The organism is Vreelandella sedimenti (assembly GCF_013416325.1).
In the GTDB taxonomy this organism is placed as follows: domain Bacteria; phylum Pseudomonadota; class Gammaproteobacteria; order Pseudomonadales; family Halomonadaceae; genus Vreelandella; species Vreelandella sedimenti.
The window spans coordinates 78,301-94,590 of sequence record NZ_JACCGK010000021.1; the positions used below are offsets into that span (position 1 = coordinate 78,301).

Consider the following 16,290-nt stretch of genomic DNA (forward strand, 5'->3'; position numbering starts at 1 on the left):
GCTTCCTTTACAGGCTTTTTTAATAATTGAAGACTTAGCTATTCAAAGGGTGTGCATAATAAAATCGACCCGCTGTGTGCTACCACTCCCCATGATAAGCGAAGGGAAGGTCAGGCACACACAGAGGGTCGTTAATGCGGGTCTCTTGGTTGATGACTCCCGTGCTTAAGCCGCTGCTTGTTGAGTGGATAACGTCAGTGCTGCACCGCTCTCATCAAACAGGTGTACTTTTTCCCAATCCGCTGCCAGTGATACCTGTTGGCCCTCCTGCCACTGGCTGGGGGCTTCGCTGCGATGGATCAACAGCGTGTCGCCCTGTTTGGGCTCAAGGTAGACGTAAACTTCGTTACCTAAATACTCGACATTGACAATATCGAAGCAGTTGTCATCGGTGGGCGCCGCTAAGCATAGGTGCTCTGGGCGAATACCGAGGGTCAGCGCTTCGCCGCTACGCAACTGCTGAGCATTCTGGGGCAGGGCGAGCTCGCCAACTCCCGCGGCTCGCACACGACAGCCGTTGGCGTCGCCAGCGAGTAATTCTGCAGGCATGAAGTTCATGGTGGGCGAGCCGATAAACCCGGCAACGAATTTCGTCGCCGGGCGCTGGTACAGCTCGTGGGGGCTGCCTACCTGCTCAACGTGTCCGCCATTGAGCACCACAATTTTGTCGGCCAGGGTCATGGCCTCCACTTGGTCGTGGGTCACGTAAATCATGGTGGAGCCAAGGCGGTTATGCAGGCGGGCGATCTCATTGCGCATCTGCACCCGCAGAGATGCATCCAGGTTGGAGAGCGGCTCGTCAAAAAGCAGAATGCGCGGTTCACGCGCCATGGCTCGGCCCATGGCCACCCGCTGGCGCTGCCCGCCAGAGAGTGCCTTGGGTTTGCGGTGGAGCAGCTCTTCTAGCTGCAGAATCTTGGCGGTGGTCATTACCCGCTCGTGCACCGTCTCTTTGGCAGTTTTAGCCAGCTTCAGGCCAAACGCCATATTGTCGTAGACGGTCATATGGGGATAGAGCGCATAGGACTGAAACACCATGCCAACGCCGCGTTCCCGAGGCGGTAAGTCGTTGACGACCGTCTCGTCTATGCAGAGATCGCCATCGCTAATCGATTCCAAACCGGCGATCAGGCGTAAAAGCGTTGACTTGCCGCAGCCGGAGGGGCCGACGAAGACCACGAACTCACCGTCGCCAATGTGTAGATCGACATCGTTGATAATGTGATCGCGGCCAAACACCTTATTGACCTTATTAAGCGTAACACTTGCCATGGGTGACTCCTTGCCGACCTTCGTGTACTGCTTTTGTTGGGTCGGCTTGTTGTGTACGGTGGTGGCGATTAACTGTTATGAGCGACGCGCATAAAGGCTGCCTGGTACGCCGGTAGCGTCAGGCGATTACCGTCGCGCTGGGTGATAAAGCCGTGACCCCGCAAATCGCATTCAATCGCTAGCGGCAGATCAACCGTCTGCGCCTCGGCGGTGAGGTTGAAAACGCATAGCAGTGTTTCATCCCCTTTTTGTCGGCTAAAACCGAGCAGCGTTTCGCCTACATCGACCAGCGTTAAGTCACCATCGACCAGTGCGGGGTGCTGACGACGGAAGGCCAGCATGTTACGCAGCGCATTCAAGGTGGAGTTGGCATCATCCTGTTGGCGGCTGACCGCCATATCCCGATGGCTGGTCTCCATGGGGAGCCAAGGTTCAACGCTGGAAAAACCGCCATGTTCGCTATCGTTCCAGGGCATTGGCGTGCGGCAACCGTCGCGACCTTTGAATTCCGGCCAGAGCACTTTGCCGTAGGGGTCTTGGATGCGCTCAAAGGGCACGTCGGCTTCCGGCAGGCCCAGCTCTTCGCCTTGATAAAGGCAGACGCTACCGCGCAGCGAGCAGAGCATGGCCAGCGCCACTTTAGGGTAGGCGGTGGGGTCTTCGCCAGCGCCCCAGCGGGTGGCGCTGCGTACTACGTCATGATTGGAGGTTGCCCAGCAGGGCCAGGCGTCGCCAGCCAGGCGCTGAAAGCGCTCGAGCACTTCATGAATATAGCGCGCCGAGTGGGGCGTGTTGAGCAGGTCGAAGGTGTAGGCCATATGCAGCTTGTCGCCACCGGCGGTGTACTCGGCCATGCGCTCCAGCGGGTTATCGTCGCCAATTTCGCCCACGGTCGTGGTGCCGGGGTACTCGTCCATCAGCGCCCGCAGGTCTTTCAAGAAGTCGAGATTTTCGGGGCGGCTCAGGTCGTAGACGTGACGCTGCCAGGTATAGGGATTACTATCCGGAGCGCCCAGGGTTTTAGCTTCGCCCTTGGGAACCGGCGGATTGTTGCGCAGCTCGGCATCGTGGAAGTAGAAGTTGACGGTATCCAAGCGGAAACCGTCCACGCCCAGATCCAGCCAGAAACGCATATTGTCCAACTGTGCCTGACGTGCTTCCGGGTTATGGAAGTTAACGTCCGGCTGGCTGGTCAGGAAGTTATGCATATAGTACTGCTGGCGTCGGGAATCAAACGTCCACGCCGGGCCGCCGAAAATCGATAGCCAGTTGTTGGGTGGCGTGCCGTCCGGCTTGGGGTCGGCCCATACAAACCAGTCGGCTTTAGGATTGCTGCGGTTTTGGCGACTCTCCTGAAACCATGCGTGTTGATCCGAGGTGTGGCTAATCACCTGATCAATCATCACCTTCAGGCCAAGCGTGTGGGCTTTTGCCAGCAGCGCTTTAAAGTCCTCCAGGGTGCCGAACATGGGGTCGACGTCGCAGTAATCGCTAATATCGTAGCCAAAATCGAGCATCGGCGAGGTGAAAAACGGCGATAACCAAATGCCGTCCACATTGAGGGAGGCAACGTAATTGAGTTTTTCGGTAATACCGTTAAGGTCGCCAATACCGTCACCGCGGCTATCCATAAAGCTGCGCGGGTAGATCTGGTAGATAACCCCACCGCGCCACCAAAGTGTGTTGTCTTGCATCGTAGAGTCCATCATTGACATAAAAAATTCCTTATCCTTTAACGGCGCCTGCGGTAAGGCCTGACACAATGCGGCGCTGGAAGATAATCACTAATACAACCAGTGGCACTGTGACCACCACAGAAGCGGCCATAATCGGCCCCCAGGGCAGTTCGTAGGCACTGCCGCCTGATAGCAGCGCAATAGCAACGGGTACCGTGCGCTGGGCGTCGGTCAGCGTGAAGGTGAGGGCAAACAGAAACTCGTTCCACGCGGCGATAAATGCCAACAGGCCGGTGGTCGCCATGGCGGGCCACATCAGCGGCAAAAATACCTTCGTGATGGTTATCCAGGGCGTGGCGCCGTCCATGATGGCGGCCTCTTCCAGCTCCATTGGCAGTTGCTTCATAAAGGTGGTCAATACCCATACGGTGAAGGGCAGGGTGAAGATGGTGTAGCTTAAAATCAGCCCGGCGGGGTTGTTGTAGAGATTGAGCGCACGAATCACCTCAAAAAGCCCGGAGAGCACCGCCACCTGGGGGAACATCGACACCCCGAGAATCACCAGAAGCACCGTGGAGCGGCCCCTAAAGCGCACCCGGCCCAGGGCGTAAGAGGCGGTAATGCCGAGTAGCAGAGCGATAAACACCACGCTAAACGCCACCAAAATGGAGTTGAAAATAGCGCGCAGAAAGCTGGTTTGGCTAAAAATGCTGATGTAGTTATCGAAGTTCCAGTTCGAAGGCCAAAGCTCGACGCGGAAAAGGTCGCTCGACGGTTTTAACGAGGTGACTACCGCGTAGTAGAACGGGAAAACGGCGTACACCATGATCAGCACAATCAGCGCCCAAAACCCGATGCGCTTGGCTATTTTGGCCAACTGACGCGTATTCATTAGTCACCTCCCAATTGGATTTGTTTACGCCCAACGTAGAGGTAAGCCACGGTAGCCAGGGCAATAATCAAGAACAGCAGGGTAGAAGCGGCGCTGCCGTAACCGACATCCTGAAACTCGACCAGCTGTTGGCGGGCATAGACCGACATCGACATGGTGCTGGTGGAGTTGGAGGTGAGTACGTAAATGACATCGAAGACACGCAGCGCATCCAGCAGGCGGAAGATCACTGCGACCATTAACGCCGGGGTAATCAACGGTAGGGTAACTTTGAAGAACACCCGCAGCGGGTGAATGCCGTCCACCTCGGCGGCCTCGTAGCAATCCTTGGGCAGCATCTGCAGGGCAGCAAGCACCAGCAACGCCACGAAGGGGATGGTTTTCCACACATCGACCATAATCACCGCCCACATGGAGTAGGTGGCGCTGGCCGTCCAGGCGATGGGAGCGTCAATCACGCCCAGGCCCATGAGCATATGGTTGATGATGCCGAACTGGTCGTTGAGCATCCACGCCCACATTTGCGCAGAAACGATGGTGGGGATTGCCCAGGGAATCAGCACCGCAGCGCGCACAATGACGCGACCCTTAAACTCGGCGTTCAAAATCAGCGCCACAATCACCCCGAATACCACTTCCAGCGATACCGACACCACCGAGAAGTAGACGGTGTTCCATACCGACTGCCACCACACCGAGTCGGCCAGTACCCCATACCAGCGGCCATCGTCATAGACGAGGTAATTCTCGAAGCCAATCAGATTGGCAGCGCCTAAATCTGACAGTGATGCATCGGTGAAGCTGAGAAAAAAGGTGCGCACCAGTGGCCAGCCAGCGACCAGGGTTAACGCAATCAGCATGGGGGCTAAAAAGAGCCAGGCGGCTTTAACCCGCTGACGGCGAACCTTAGTGCCCCGGCGCGGCTTGGTAGTGAAAGAACGCGCCCCGGCGGGCGCGTCATCATGCTTGATGGAGGTCGACATGGAAGGGCTCCAGGGTTACCAGTTGCGACGCTTCAGGCGAGCCAATTCGTCTTCAAGATCAGCGACCGCTTGAGTGCCATCTTTAGTGCCGGAAAGCACGTCATGGGAGGTGCTGAAGAAGGCGTTGCTCACCCGCCCATAAGCATCGCCGGTGGGGGCAGAGGGGCGAGCGACCGCATTGACGAAGGTGTCGTAAAGGGTGCCAAAGAAGGGCACGGCCTCTAGCACTTCGTCATCCTTGTAGAGGGCGTCGATAGTGGGGTTGTAAGAGGCCTGTATGGCGCGACGCTTCTGCTCCTCTTCACCGGTCAGGAAGGCGACCAGCTCGGCGGCCAGCTCGGGGTGTTCGCTGTAGCGCGATACCGCCAAGTTCCAGCCGCCCAGGCCAGCGGCACTTTGGCCGTTTTCGCCACCCGCGGGCAGTTGGGTAACGCCCACTTTGCCGCGAACGTCACTGTCTTCGCTTTGGGCCAGCGCCCAGGCGTAGGGCCAATTACGCATAAACACCGCGCCGCCGCTTTGGAAAACGCCGCGCGCTTCCTCTTCGGTGTAATTGAGCACGCCGTTGGGCGAAATATCGCCAATCCAAGACGCAGCTAGGTCGAGTGCTTCTGCGGCGTGTTCATTGTTAATGCTAATTTCGCCATCGGCTTCCACCACTGTGCCGCCGCCAAAGCTGGCTACCCACTCAAGGGCGTTAACGGTCAAACCTTCATAGGAGCGCCCCTGGAAAACATAGCCCTGCATACCGTCTTTACCTGCGGCGCGTTCAGCATTTTGAATTTCGCGGGCAATCTCGGTGAGTTCCTGCCAGGTGGTCGGCGCCTCATGGCCATATTTTTCTAACAAATCTTCGCGATAGTAGAGCACGCCCGCATCGGTGAACCACGGCATGGCGACTAAGCGGTCATCGATGGTGTTGTTGGTGACGATGGTGTCAAAGTGCCCGGCCGCGGCGTCATCGCCAAGCACTTCTTTGAGATCGAGTAGATGATTGGCGAGCAGGCCGGGCCATACCACGTCAATCTGCATCACATCGATATCGCTGGAGTTAGCCGAAAGGATCTGCTGGTAGAGCGAAAGGCGCTCGGTGGAAGAATTCGGCGTTGAAACAACATCGACGCTATGGCCGGTTTTCTCCTCCCAGGCGGCGACGCCTTCCTGGCACAGCGTCAGCTCTGCGCCAACCGCACCACAGGAAATGGTTAGTTCCTCAGCCTGAGCCTGGCTTGCTGCGCTCAGTGTGCTGGCTACTGCGATGGCGGTAGTGATTAAAGTCTTTTTCATAACGGCGTACCTCGTCGTTTATTGTTGTGGATGGTGTGGCATCAAAATTAGCGTTAGCTCCCTAGCTAAGCGTCGTCTCAAGCGCTCTCTTAATCTCTATCATTACCTTATCTTAATCGATTAAGATTATGCTGCTTAGTTAGCCGCTTTGATCGAGGAAGTTCAATAGCGACTTTTGTCTAACAACGTTATTCAGTTATCACTAAATAAAATCGTTCCTTAGACATTAGTCGCTAATTAGCAACTAGCCGTTGGTAAAAAGAGACTTAATCGATTAAGTTTTGGCTATCTTTCCTTAAGCACCGTGGCGTTTAATAGCAGCCGCTCCCCCTGGGCGAACCGTGCAAGGAAAGTGTTATCGATTTGATCTTAATCGATTTAGACAAAAGCGCTTATAAATAGCGGCTTACCAATAACAATAGGGTACTCAAAACAATGCATAAAATGACATTTAAAACGCCGTTAGCCATTGCGATTGCCGCCGCCAGCTTAGGAATGAGTGGTGTTGCTTCGGCACAGATGACCATGGAACAACGCTTTGCCGAGCTTGAAGCCCGCATTGAAGCTGCGGAACAGCGCGCTGATGCGGCCGAGCGCCGTGCCGAGATTGCCGAGCAATCACAGTCGACCGCCGTGGCGACAGAGAGCGACGCGGAGATCGAAGAGCGCCTGGCCCGGGTGGAGCGTTACGCCGATGGCGAAGAGGGGTTCTCGTTTAACGTTTATGCGCGTTCAGGCTTGTTGATTGGCGAAGATGGTAAAAGCGAAAATGCTGGCCCTTACCTGACACCCGCAGGTGGAGAGGGCGGCGCCGTTGGCCGTTTAGGCAATGAGCCAGACACCTACGCTGAAGCGATTTTCAACTACCGTATGCAGTTCGATAACGGCGCCAAAGCGCTTTATCGCACCATGATTGCAGACGGCACGACCTCCAGCAATGACTGGACTGGCGGCGAATCCGATCTCAACGTGCGCCAAGTGTTTGCTGAATTCAGCGACCTCCCCAGCTTTACCGGCGCATTTGAAAACGCCTCTATCTGGGCTGGTAAGCGCTTTGACCGCGATAACTTCGATATCCATTGGCTCGACAGTGACGTGATTTTCCTGGCCGGTACCGGTGGCGGTATCTACGACATGCAGTTGGCAGAGAACTGGAAATCTAACCTCTCGATTTATGGTCGTAGTTTTTCTGACTATCCGATTGTTGACCGCGAGAACCCCGGTCTTGAAGGCGATACCGACAACCTGATCCTGACCTCCAACAACTATTTCGGCAACTGGCAGTGGATGGTCAACGGTATGTCCGCTGCAGACAACGACGAGCGCGACATTGATGTCGGCCAAACTGCTGCCGATACCGGTTTCCACACCATGATTGCTTATCATGGCGACAGCTTCTTCGGCATGGGCGAGGGTAGTTTCAAAGCGGCCGTGTTGCATGGTCAAGGGTTAGGCGCCGAGACCAAAAGTATTGGTTCACGAGGTGATCTGACCGATGACGCTACCGCCACGCGTCTAGCGCTCTATGGCACCACTTATATTGCCCCGCAGTGGCGCGTTGCCCCCTCCATTCTGGCTGAAACCAGCGAAGACCGTTATGCCCAGGGCGATAAGTACAACTGGGCAGGGCTTAACGTGCGCCTAGCCAACGAGTTAACGCAGAACTTCGAAATGCAGTACGAAGCTGGCTATCAGTGGATGGATCTAGATCCCCAGGGTTACAGCGGACGTAACGCCGTAGATGGTGGCTTCAGCAAATTCACGATTGCGCCCACTTTCAAGCCTGAAGTCGGCGGCTTCTGGCAGCGTCCTGAAATTCGACTGTTCACTACCTTCAGCGATTGGGATGACGACCTTAACAACTACGGTGCCAGCTCACTGGGCAACGAAGGCTTTACCGGTGGTCAGTGGACTTTCGGCGTTCAGACCGAGGTATGGTTCTAAATCGATGTAAGTTGGTTAGCGTTTAACTGTTTCTTCTCCAATGCACGTTGCCCGCGACATGTCGCGGGCTTTTTTATAGCTTTAAAAGAATTTGTGAATAGTATTTATGGAGGGCCAGCAGGGTTGCTCAGGAGCGTTGTATGTCACTACTGCAAGAGAAATTAAAAGCACCGCCACTACCGCTTGGCGTAGTGGCCCGGCCGCGCCTTAACGACCGTTTCGGGTTAAATGATCGTGTCCGCTTGCTGATGGTGCAGGCGCCTCCAGGCTATGGCAAAACCATGCTGCTGGCTGAGCGGCTGCCCGCGCTGGAGCAAGAGGCCACTTGGCTAAGCTTGGATCAGCGCGACAACCAACCCGCGCGGTTTTTAGCCTATTGGCAGGCAGCGCTAGGTGCACTGTTAAGCGATCAAACACGCCTTTCACCCGTGGCAGATGATGGTGACTGCGTGGAGCCATTGGAGCGCTGGCTTAGCGAGCTACCTGAGCAGCGCTCGCCGTGTCGTTTGGTAGTGGACAATTTTGAGCACCTTAGCCACCCGAATATCTTAGCTGGGATCGCCCACTGGCTGCGCCATCAGCCGCCCTGGCTAACGTTAACGCTGGCCAGCCGCTCAAGGCCAGCATTGGGTTTGGCAAGCCTGCGGTTAAGAGGTGAACTCGAAGAGATCGACCTTCACGCGCTGGCCTTTGACAGTGAAGAGGCGCACACCCTGTGTGCCGAACAGTTGAGCTTTCCCCCCACGCGCGTCAGCCTGGAGCGTGCACTGCGCAGAAGTGGTGGCTGGGTAATGGCGTTGAGCTGGCTGGTAGAGCGCACCACCACGCGGGCAGGGTTTGACGCCTTGGTTGATCGGTTAAGTGGTGCCCACCCTGACTTTGTCGCTTGGTTTGACGAACTGCTCTCCGCAGCACTGCCACTGGAAGAGCGTGAGCTAATGCTGCAACTGGGGGTGTTGGAGCGCTTTTCCCCCGAGCTTATGGCCCGCCTGCTGGATGGGGAGCGCCTGACCCAGCGGTTGGAAGCGTTTGAACAGGCGGGGCTGTTTATTGAACGCCCCGACCCTCATGCTCAGTGGTGTCGCTTTCAACGGCTGTTTGGCGAGTACCTCCGCCATCGCCGTCATGAGCTTAGTTTGGCCACCCAGCGCGTGCTGCACCAGCGAGCAAGCCAGGCGTGGTTAGCCTTGAACGATCCTGTGATGGCTCTGCGCCAGGCGATACTCGCCGAAGCCCCTGATGACGTGGCAAGCCTACTGACCGCCCAAGGGCCCGCCTTACTGGCAAGCGGCGCCTATGCGCTGTTGGCCAAGGGCTTCGCCCTGCTCGGTGAGCCACGGCTCTCGGCCAGTCCGGAACATACACTGCTCTATGGCTGGGTCTCCCATGCTCAGTTTCAGTTTGATATTACCGCACGCGTGATTGGCTGGATTGAAGCACAGTTGCAAGCGCCAGAGTGGCAGCAGCTCAGCGCTGAATTCGCTACGCTGCGCGCCCAGTTGGCAATTAATCAAGGCGACGCTGAGCGCGCCGCACCGCTGGCCGAACAAGCGCTAGCCGTGCCCGCTCGCTATTTAGCTTCCACGCCGCTGACTGCCACTGCCATCTTGAGCGAGGCGCGCTTTGTGCTGGGCTATTTGGAAGAGTCGCTGCAGCGGGTGCGCGAGGTAGAGCGTCAGGCCCGCCAGCGTGACGATCACCAACTGCTGCTCTGGTCGTTTTGCCATCAGTCGGAGACTCTGGTGGCTCAGGGGCGCCTACAGGCTGCCTACGATATTCAGGAGCGCGCCTTTGCCCACCTGGAGCGCGCGGAGCTTGAACACCTGCCCGTGGCGGAGTTTCTCTACCGGATTCGCAGCCAGGTGCTCTGGGAGTGGCACCGGTTGGATGAAGCCGAGCAGGCCGCGCTGAAAGGTATAGCCGTGCTGGATAACCAGGGCGAGCGCTGGACACTTCAGTGCCATATCCAACTGGCCAAAATCGCCCAAAGCCGTGGAGACCAAGCCCAGTGCGCCGACCATATTCGGCGGCTGCGTAAAATCCTTGCTGAAGGCGATTATCATATCGACTGGGTGGCAAATGCCCACGCCACGCTGTTGGCCTGGTGGCACTCCACCCAGGATTTAGATGCGGTTGAGCGCTGGCGCCAGGAAGCGCCGGCGCCCACTACTGAAGGAGCCACCAACCACTTTTCCCAGTGCAATGTGCGCAACCACGCCCGGGCGCTCACGCTGCTGGGGCGCTTTGATGAAGCCTGCACGCTATTAGAGGCTCTCGAAGTGCACACCCAGCGCTTGGGGCTGGTCACGGACGCAAACCGTAACCAGCTCTGCCTAGCCGCAGCGGCTTGGTATGCAGGAAGAGAGGAGTATGCCCGGCAGCATATGCACCAAGCGCTGAGCTTGGCTTCCCGCACCGCGCTGGTGGGTAGCTTCCTGCGCCTGGGCAAACCGCTTGGGGAACTGCTCACTGGATTACTCGCTGGCGGCACGCTGCCAGCCTTAGAGCAGGCGAGGGCAGAGCGGTTGCTGGCGCTGGCGGGCCGCCAGAAAGATTTTGGCAGTGCCCGACGCTTAATGCTGGATGAAACAGTGATCGCCGATATCGTGGCGCGCCCCGATGTGCCGGAGCTGATCCGCACTTCGCCGCTCACCCGCCGGGAATGGCAAATCCTGGGGCTGATTCATGCCGGGCTTTCCAATGAGCAGATCGCCGAGCAGCTGTCGGTGGCGCCTACCACCATCAAAACCCATATCCGCAGCCTCTATCAAAAGCAGAATATTCGACGCCGCGACGAAGCGATTGCCCTGGCGGGGCAGTTGTTGGCGCATATTCAGGGGGAGTAAGTATACAAACGGGCTACTCCTAACGCCTACGCCTAGAGTCACCCTGGGGGGAGGATTTTATCTTGTGAGCAACCCTGCATCATGCCAAGTAATCAGCAAGAACTGTGGCAAGAACAAAACCATGGCAAGGACAAAACAATGATGCAGACACCCTCTACTTCCCACTACGTTGGCAGCCAAGGGGCCGACTGGTGGCGCGGCGCCGTGATTTATCAAATCTACCCGCGCAGCTTTATGGATAGCAACGGCGACGGCATTGGCGACTTAAAAGGCGTGATCGACAAACTTGATTACATCGCCTCGCTTAACGTCGATGCAATTTGGCTGTCGCCGTTCTTTACCTCACCGATGAAAGACTTCGGCTACGACATCAGCAACTATCGCGATGTTGATCCGATGTTTGGCACCCTGGAGGATTTCGACCGTTTGGTCGAGGGTGCCCATGCCAGAGGGCTAAAAGTCACCATCGATCAAGTCATGTCGCACACCGCCGATCAGCATGTTTGGTTTGAAGAAAGCCGCCAAAGTTGCGATAACCCCAAAGCCGACTGGTACGTGTGGGCCGACCCGAAACCCGATGGCGCACCGCCCACTAACTGGCAATCCGTGTTTGGCGGCAGCGCCTGGCAGTGGGATACCCGCCGCTGTCAGTACTATCTGCACAATTTTCTGGCCAGCCAGCCGGATTTAAATTTCCGCACGCCTGCGGTGGTCGATGCCATGCTGGAGGAAGTCCGCTTCTGGTTAGAACGGGGCGTGGATGGCTTCCGGCTGGATGCAGTGAACTTCTGCACCCACGGTGAGCTAAAAGATAACCCGCCGCGGCAGGAGATTACCGAAAATTTTCTAGGCGTTCGCCCCGACAACCCCTACGGCTACCAGCTCCACCAATACGATAAAACCCAGCCGGAGAACCTGGTGTTTCTGGAGCGGCTGCGCGCTCTGCTGGATGAGTACCCCGGCACCACTAGCGTGGGCGAGGTGGGCGACGACGACGCCTTGGGCGTGATGGCGGAGTACTCCCAGGGCGGCCGGCTGCACATGTGCTACTCGTTCAACCTGCTGACCGACAAATCCGACCCCGGCTACTTGCACGAAACGCTAACCGAGATGGAAGCGCGCATTGGCGATGGCTGGCCCTGCTGGGCGCTGGGCAACCACGACGTGACGCGGCTGGCAACTCGCTGGCAGGCGGAAGGGCAGTTGGATAAGCTGCGCCTTTATATGATATTTCTACTCACCCAGCGCGGTAGCGTATGCCTTTATCAAGGTGAAGAGCTGGGACTGCCCGAAGCTCAACTGACGTTTGAACAGTTGGTTGACCCTGCGGGAATTACTTTCTGGCCCGCTTATAAAGGCCGAGACGGCTGCCGAACGCCGCACCCCTGGCAGGCCGATGCTCATCATGCGGGCTTTAGCCACGCCACACCCTGGCTACCTGTGCCTGACACTCACGCTAGTCTCGCCGTTGATCAGCAAAATAACGATACTGATTCATTGCTCAATGCCTACCGTGCGTTTTTAGCCTTCCGCCGTACCCAACCCGCGTTGGTGAAGGGCGAGGTGCGCTATCACACTGTACGTGACGATGTGCTCTGCCTTGAGCGCACCTACCAGCAAACACGGTTACTGATTGCACTGAATTTTAGCGGCCAAACGGTCACCCGTTCGGTACCTGAAGGTGCTGAAGCCCTTGCCGGTGCTCCCGCGTGGCTAGCCGGTGAGTGGCAGGGCAGCCAACTGTCGCTTCCGCAACTATCCCTTCCGCCCTATGGCGTGGCCATTGCCCGCTGCTCCCAGCTTGAGGAGAACGCACCATGGGACATTTAACCCTCAGCGGCATTGGCAAGTCCTTTGACGGCGTGGAAATCTCACGGGATATCGACCTCACCATCGAGGATGGCGAGTTTGTGGTGTTTGTCGGCCCCTCCGGCTGCGGTAAATCCACGCTTTTACGCATGATTGCGGGCCTGGAGGATATTACCGCAGGGGGTATGCAGTTGGATGGCCAGCGGATCAACGAGATTCCGCCCCAGGAACGGGATATCGGCATGGTATTTCAATCCTACGCCCTCTACCCGCACATGAGCGTGGCCGAGAACATGGCCTTTGGCCTGAAGCTGGCCCGCACCGACAAAGCGGAAATTCGCCGCCGCGTTCAACACGCTGCCGAGATGCTGCACCTCACCGAGCTATTGGAGCGTAAGCCCAAAGACCTCTCCGGCGGCCAGCGCCAGCGGGTAGCCATTGGCCGCACGCTGGTCAAAGAGCCTGCCGTGTTTCTGTTCGATGAGCCGCTCTCTAACCTGGATGCCGCGCTGCGGGTGGATATGCGGGTGCAGATCGCCGCACTGCATAAGCGCCTGAACGCCACCATGATCTACGTGACCCACGATCAAGTGGAAGCCATGACGCTGGCGGATCGCATTGTGCTGCTTTCCCAGGGAAGAATCGCCCAGGTAGGCGCGCCGCTCTCGCTTTATCACTTTCCCAAAACCTTAGAGGTGGCGGAGTTTATCGGCTCGCCGCGCATCAATACCTTTCCGGTCACGGTCGTCGATCCGGGTGAGCGCCAAACGGTGGTGCGTTTGCCTAACGGGGAGACACTGACGGTGGCGGTCAATGGCAAGCACCTCCATTCAGGTGATGGCGTCACTTTGGGATTGCGGGCAGAAGATTTTGTATCGCCTGAACAGGCAGAGGCAAGGCTGACAGCGACATTAATGGTGGCGGAAAAGCTGGGTTACGAAACCCTGGCGCATCTACGGGTGGACGGAATAGACGCTACCTTAACCCAGCGGTTAGATGGCTTAACGCAACTAACCGAAGGTCAAACGATCGATTTGGGCTTGGCGGGCCAGCATTGCCATCTGTTTGATCTTAAGGGGAATGCCTGCCCACGGCAGGTCGTGGTAGATGGGGTAAGCCAATAATCGACCTTCTTATTTTTTTCAATAAAAGTGCATCCAATACGTCTCCTCGCGGGTAATCCCTATACAGGCGCTATTTAAGGCGGCTGATAAAAAACCTTTTAGGAGACTGAAAATGACCATCCAACCTCTTACGCGTGCAACACTTGCCGCTACCTTGATTGCATCCTTCAGTCACGTCGCGCTGGCAGACATGACGCCCGCGGAAGTCCAGGTGCCGGACGGTAATACCGTTGCCCTCGAAACCGTGGGCGTTGGCGCTATTACCTACATGTGCGAAACCAAGGACGATGGAAACATGGGCTGGGTATTCAAAGGCCCTCACGCTGCGCTTAACGACAGCGAAGGCACACAAGTAGGAAGCTACTACGGCCCACCAGCTACCTGGGAAGCGTTGGATGGTTCAAAAATTACCGGCACTCAGCTAGCCACGGCCGCTAATGGTGATGGCAATATTCCGCTCCAGCTTGTTGAAGCCAACCCGGCTGAAGGCGAAGGCGCCATGAATGGTATTAGCTACATTCAGCGCTTGAACACTCAAGGCGGTGTCGCGCCTGATGTGACCTGTGATATGGATCACGACGGAGCCACCGCGGTAGTGACCTACCAGGCGGACTATATCTTCTGGACGGCCGAATAAGTCGACTGGAATACTAATTCTGCTGGGGGCTCGTCTGTCGAGCTCCCAGCGGCTATGCTGTCTGCGAGAACGACGACTGGCGTCGGTGCCGTCACCAGGGAGCGAGGGTTTGACTGACGTATCTTCAGAATTTGATCATGCTGCGGCATTAGCCAACTGTGCCCGTGGCGAGCATGACGCCTTACACCAACTCTATGTTCATGAGGGTGCCCGACTATTAGGCGTTGTCATAAGAATCGTTAAAGATCGTGGTATGGCCGAAGATATTGTCCACGATGCCTGTCTTAATATTTGGCAGCGTGCCGATAGTTTTGATCCCGCCAAGGGATCCGCGCGCGCGTGGATATTTAGCGTAGCCCGTCACCTGGCACTGAACGCCATCCGTTATCGCGACCGTGAAGTTACTTTTGATAGCCACGATCCGACCGAATTAGATCTCGATGAGCATTTTCAGCACGCCTTCGTTGTCGATGAAGCTTTCGATTGGCAAACCGGCCAGCGGATGGATAGCTGTTTGGAAGAGCTTGAACCGGAGCGGCGTAACTGTGTACTCCATGCCTATGTTGACGGCCTTAGTCATGCGGAAATTGCTGCGCATACCGGCGCGCCGCTGGGAACCGTAAAAGCCTGGATTAAACGCAGTTTGCTGCGCCTACGGGAGTGTATGGCATGACCCGCCCCAGTCAGCACGAACACGAAGACGAAGACGACCACACTTTAGCGGGTGAATACGTGCTGGGTACGCTTTCGTTAGAGCAGCGTAAAGCGCTAGAGGCCCGGCTACCTAATGAGCCTGAATTGCAACAAGCCGTGATGGCTTGGGAAGAGCGTTTCTTGCCCTATACCGCTATCACCGACCAGGTAACGCCTTCTGACAATTTATGGCCGCGTATTGAGCGCAGCCTAGCGTCACGGGAAGCGCTTGCTAAGCGTGCTCGGCCTGCCTCTGCCGTGCCGCCAAGACCTCGCCGCATGCTGCACAGCCTGCCGCTTTGGCGCGGCGCTGCCGGGTTTGGCTTAGCGGCGGCGTTAGTGATGGGGGTAATGTTGGCAAACGAAGTAACTTCGCCGACTAGCCCAACTGTCTCAACTACGCCCGAGTACATGGTGGTACTGCTGGCGCCGCAAACTCAGTCTGCGGGTTGGGTAGTACAGGCCTCATCGCGTCAGGAAATTGAGCTGATCCCGTTGGGCACCTTCGAAGTGCCTGAAGGTAAGGCGTTAGAGTTCTGGACCAAGGGAGATGAGTGGCAGGCCCCGGTATCGCTTGGCTTAGTGGAGCCAGGCCAACCGATCCGTTTGCGCTTGGATGAGCTGCCGCCACTTGAGGATAACCAGCTATTTGAGCTAACGCTGGAAGACGAAACCGGCTCACCTACCGGCTTGCCCACCGGGCCTATCGAGTTTATCGGCCGTGCGGTAGAGATTTAGCTGCCGTAAAAGCGCCTGTTAAAAGTGTTAAAAGAACGTCAAGCCGACCTGGAACAGGCGCTCCACATCGCGAATACGTCGCTTGTCGATCACGAATAGAATCACGTGGTCGCCGCTTTCAACCATCACATCGCCGTGGGCGATGATGACTTCCTTGCCACGCACAATCGCACCGATGGTGGTGCCCTCGGGCAGGTCGATCTCGCGGATGGTACGCCCGACCACCTTGGAGGACTGCTTATCGCCGTGGGCAATGGCTTCGATGGCCTCGGCGGCACCCCGACGCAGCGAGTGAACGTTGACGATATCGCCCCGGCGCACATGGGTGAGCAGGCTGCCGATGGTCGCCTGTTGGGGAGAAATGGCGATATCGATCTCGCCGCCCTGCA

Annotated in this window: 13 protein-coding genes; 7 read left to right on the plus strand and 6 right to left on the minus strand. The window is 56.9% G+C overall.

The genetic code is table 11. The features are described from left to right. Positions 1 to 165 precede the first annotated feature (165 nt). From HZU72_RS20490 to HZU72_RS20510, 5 genes are all read right to left on the minus strand, one after another. Positions 166 to 1,272, minus strand: a complete 1,107-nt coding sequence (locus HZU72_RS20490) for an ABC transporter ATP-binding protein (protein ID WP_180095456.1) — start codon at positions 1,270 to 1,272, stop codon at positions 166 to 168. Positions 1,273 to 1,340: 68 nt separating this feature from the next. Further along, complete coding sequence (locus tag HZU72_RS20495) at positions 1,341 to 2,966, minus strand: alpha-glucosidase family protein (RefSeq protein WP_180095481.1); 1,626 nt, start codon at positions 2,964 to 2,966, stop codon at positions 1,341 to 1,343. Between the two features lie 31 nt (positions 2,967 to 2,997). Continuing rightward, positions 2,998 to 3,840 (minus strand): carbohydrate ABC transporter permease, encoded by an 843-nt coding sequence (locus HZU72_RS20500; protein ID WP_180095459.1) that lies wholly within the window; start codon positions 3,838 to 3,840, stop codon positions 2,998 to 3,000. Continuing rightward, positions 3,840 to 4,823: a carbohydrate ABC transporter permease gene (locus HZU72_RS20505; RefSeq protein ID WP_180095461.1), complete on the minus strand. Its 984-nt coding sequence runs from the start codon at positions 4,821 to 4,823 to the stop codon at positions 3,840 to 3,842. The genes HZU72_RS20500 and HZU72_RS20505 overlap by 1 nt, the downstream gene beginning before the upstream one ends. Before the next feature lie 15 nt (positions 4,824 to 4,838). After that, positions 4,839 to 6,110 (minus strand): ABC transporter substrate-binding protein, encoded by a 1,272-nt coding sequence (locus HZU72_RS20510; RefSeq protein WP_180095463.1) that lies wholly within the window; start codon positions 6,108 to 6,110, stop codon positions 4,839 to 4,841. A gap of 435 nt (positions 6,111 to 6,545) precedes the next feature. On the opposite strand from HZU72_RS20510, the gene HZU72_RS20515 reads away from it, so the two are divergent. The 7 genes from HZU72_RS20515 to HZU72_RS20545 all read left to right on the plus strand — a co-directional run bounded on the left by HZU72_RS20515 (position 6,546) and on the right by HZU72_RS20545 (position 15,901). After that, positions 6,546 to 8,054 carry a carbohydrate porin gene (locus HZU72_RS20515; RefSeq protein WP_180095465.1) on the plus strand — a complete coding sequence of 503 codons (1,509 nt, stop codon included), beginning with the start codon at positions 6,546 to 6,548 and terminating at the stop codon, positions 8,052 to 8,054. Between the two features lie 140 nt (positions 8,055 to 8,194). Next, a complete protein-coding gene (malT, locus tag HZU72_RS20520; RefSeq protein WP_180095467.1) occupies positions 8,195 to 10,900 on the plus strand; it encodes an HTH-type transcriptional regulator MalT in 2,706 nt (901 codons plus the stop codon). 138 nt (positions 10,901 to 11,038) lie between these two features. Next, positions 11,039 to 12,730: an alpha-glucosidase gene (locus HZU72_RS20525; RefSeq protein ID WP_180095469.1), complete on the plus strand. Its 1,692-nt coding sequence runs from the start codon at positions 11,039 to 11,041 to the stop codon at positions 12,728 to 12,730. Next, entirely contained in the window at positions 12,718 to 13,833 is a 1,116-nt protein-coding gene (gene ugpC / locus HZU72_RS20530; protein WP_180095471.1) for a sn-glycerol-3-phosphate ABC transporter ATP-binding protein UgpC, read from the plus strand. Before HZU72_RS20525 ends, ugpC begins: the two co-directional genes overlap by 13 nt. A 112-nt stretch (positions 13,834 to 13,945) precedes the next feature. Beyond that, positions 13,946 to 14,470 carry a DUF3455 domain-containing protein gene (locus tag HZU72_RS20535; RefSeq protein WP_180095473.1) on the plus strand — a complete coding sequence of 175 codons (525 nt, stop codon included), beginning with the start codon at positions 13,946 to 13,948 and terminating at the stop codon, positions 14,468 to 14,470. A gap of 109 nt (positions 14,471 to 14,579) precedes the next feature. After that, positions 14,580 to 15,143: a sigma-70 family RNA polymerase sigma factor gene (locus HZU72_RS20540; protein WP_180095475.1), complete on the plus strand. Its 564-nt coding sequence runs from the start codon at positions 14,580 to 14,582 to the stop codon at positions 15,141 to 15,143. Further along, positions 15,140 to 15,901 carry an anti-sigma factor gene (locus HZU72_RS20545; protein ID WP_180095476.1) on the plus strand — a complete coding sequence of 254 codons (762 nt, stop codon included), beginning with the start codon at positions 15,140 to 15,142 and terminating at the stop codon, positions 15,899 to 15,901. Before HZU72_RS20540 ends, HZU72_RS20545 begins: the two co-directional genes overlap by 4 nt. 27 nt (positions 15,902 to 15,928) lie before the next feature. On the opposite strand, the gene HZU72_RS20550 is transcribed toward HZU72_RS20545, so the two are convergent. Then, positions 15,929 to 16,290: TrkA C-terminal domain-containing protein (locus tag HZU72_RS20550; RefSeq protein ID WP_328736834.1), on the minus strand; the 362-nt coding region annotated here is incomplete at its 5' end.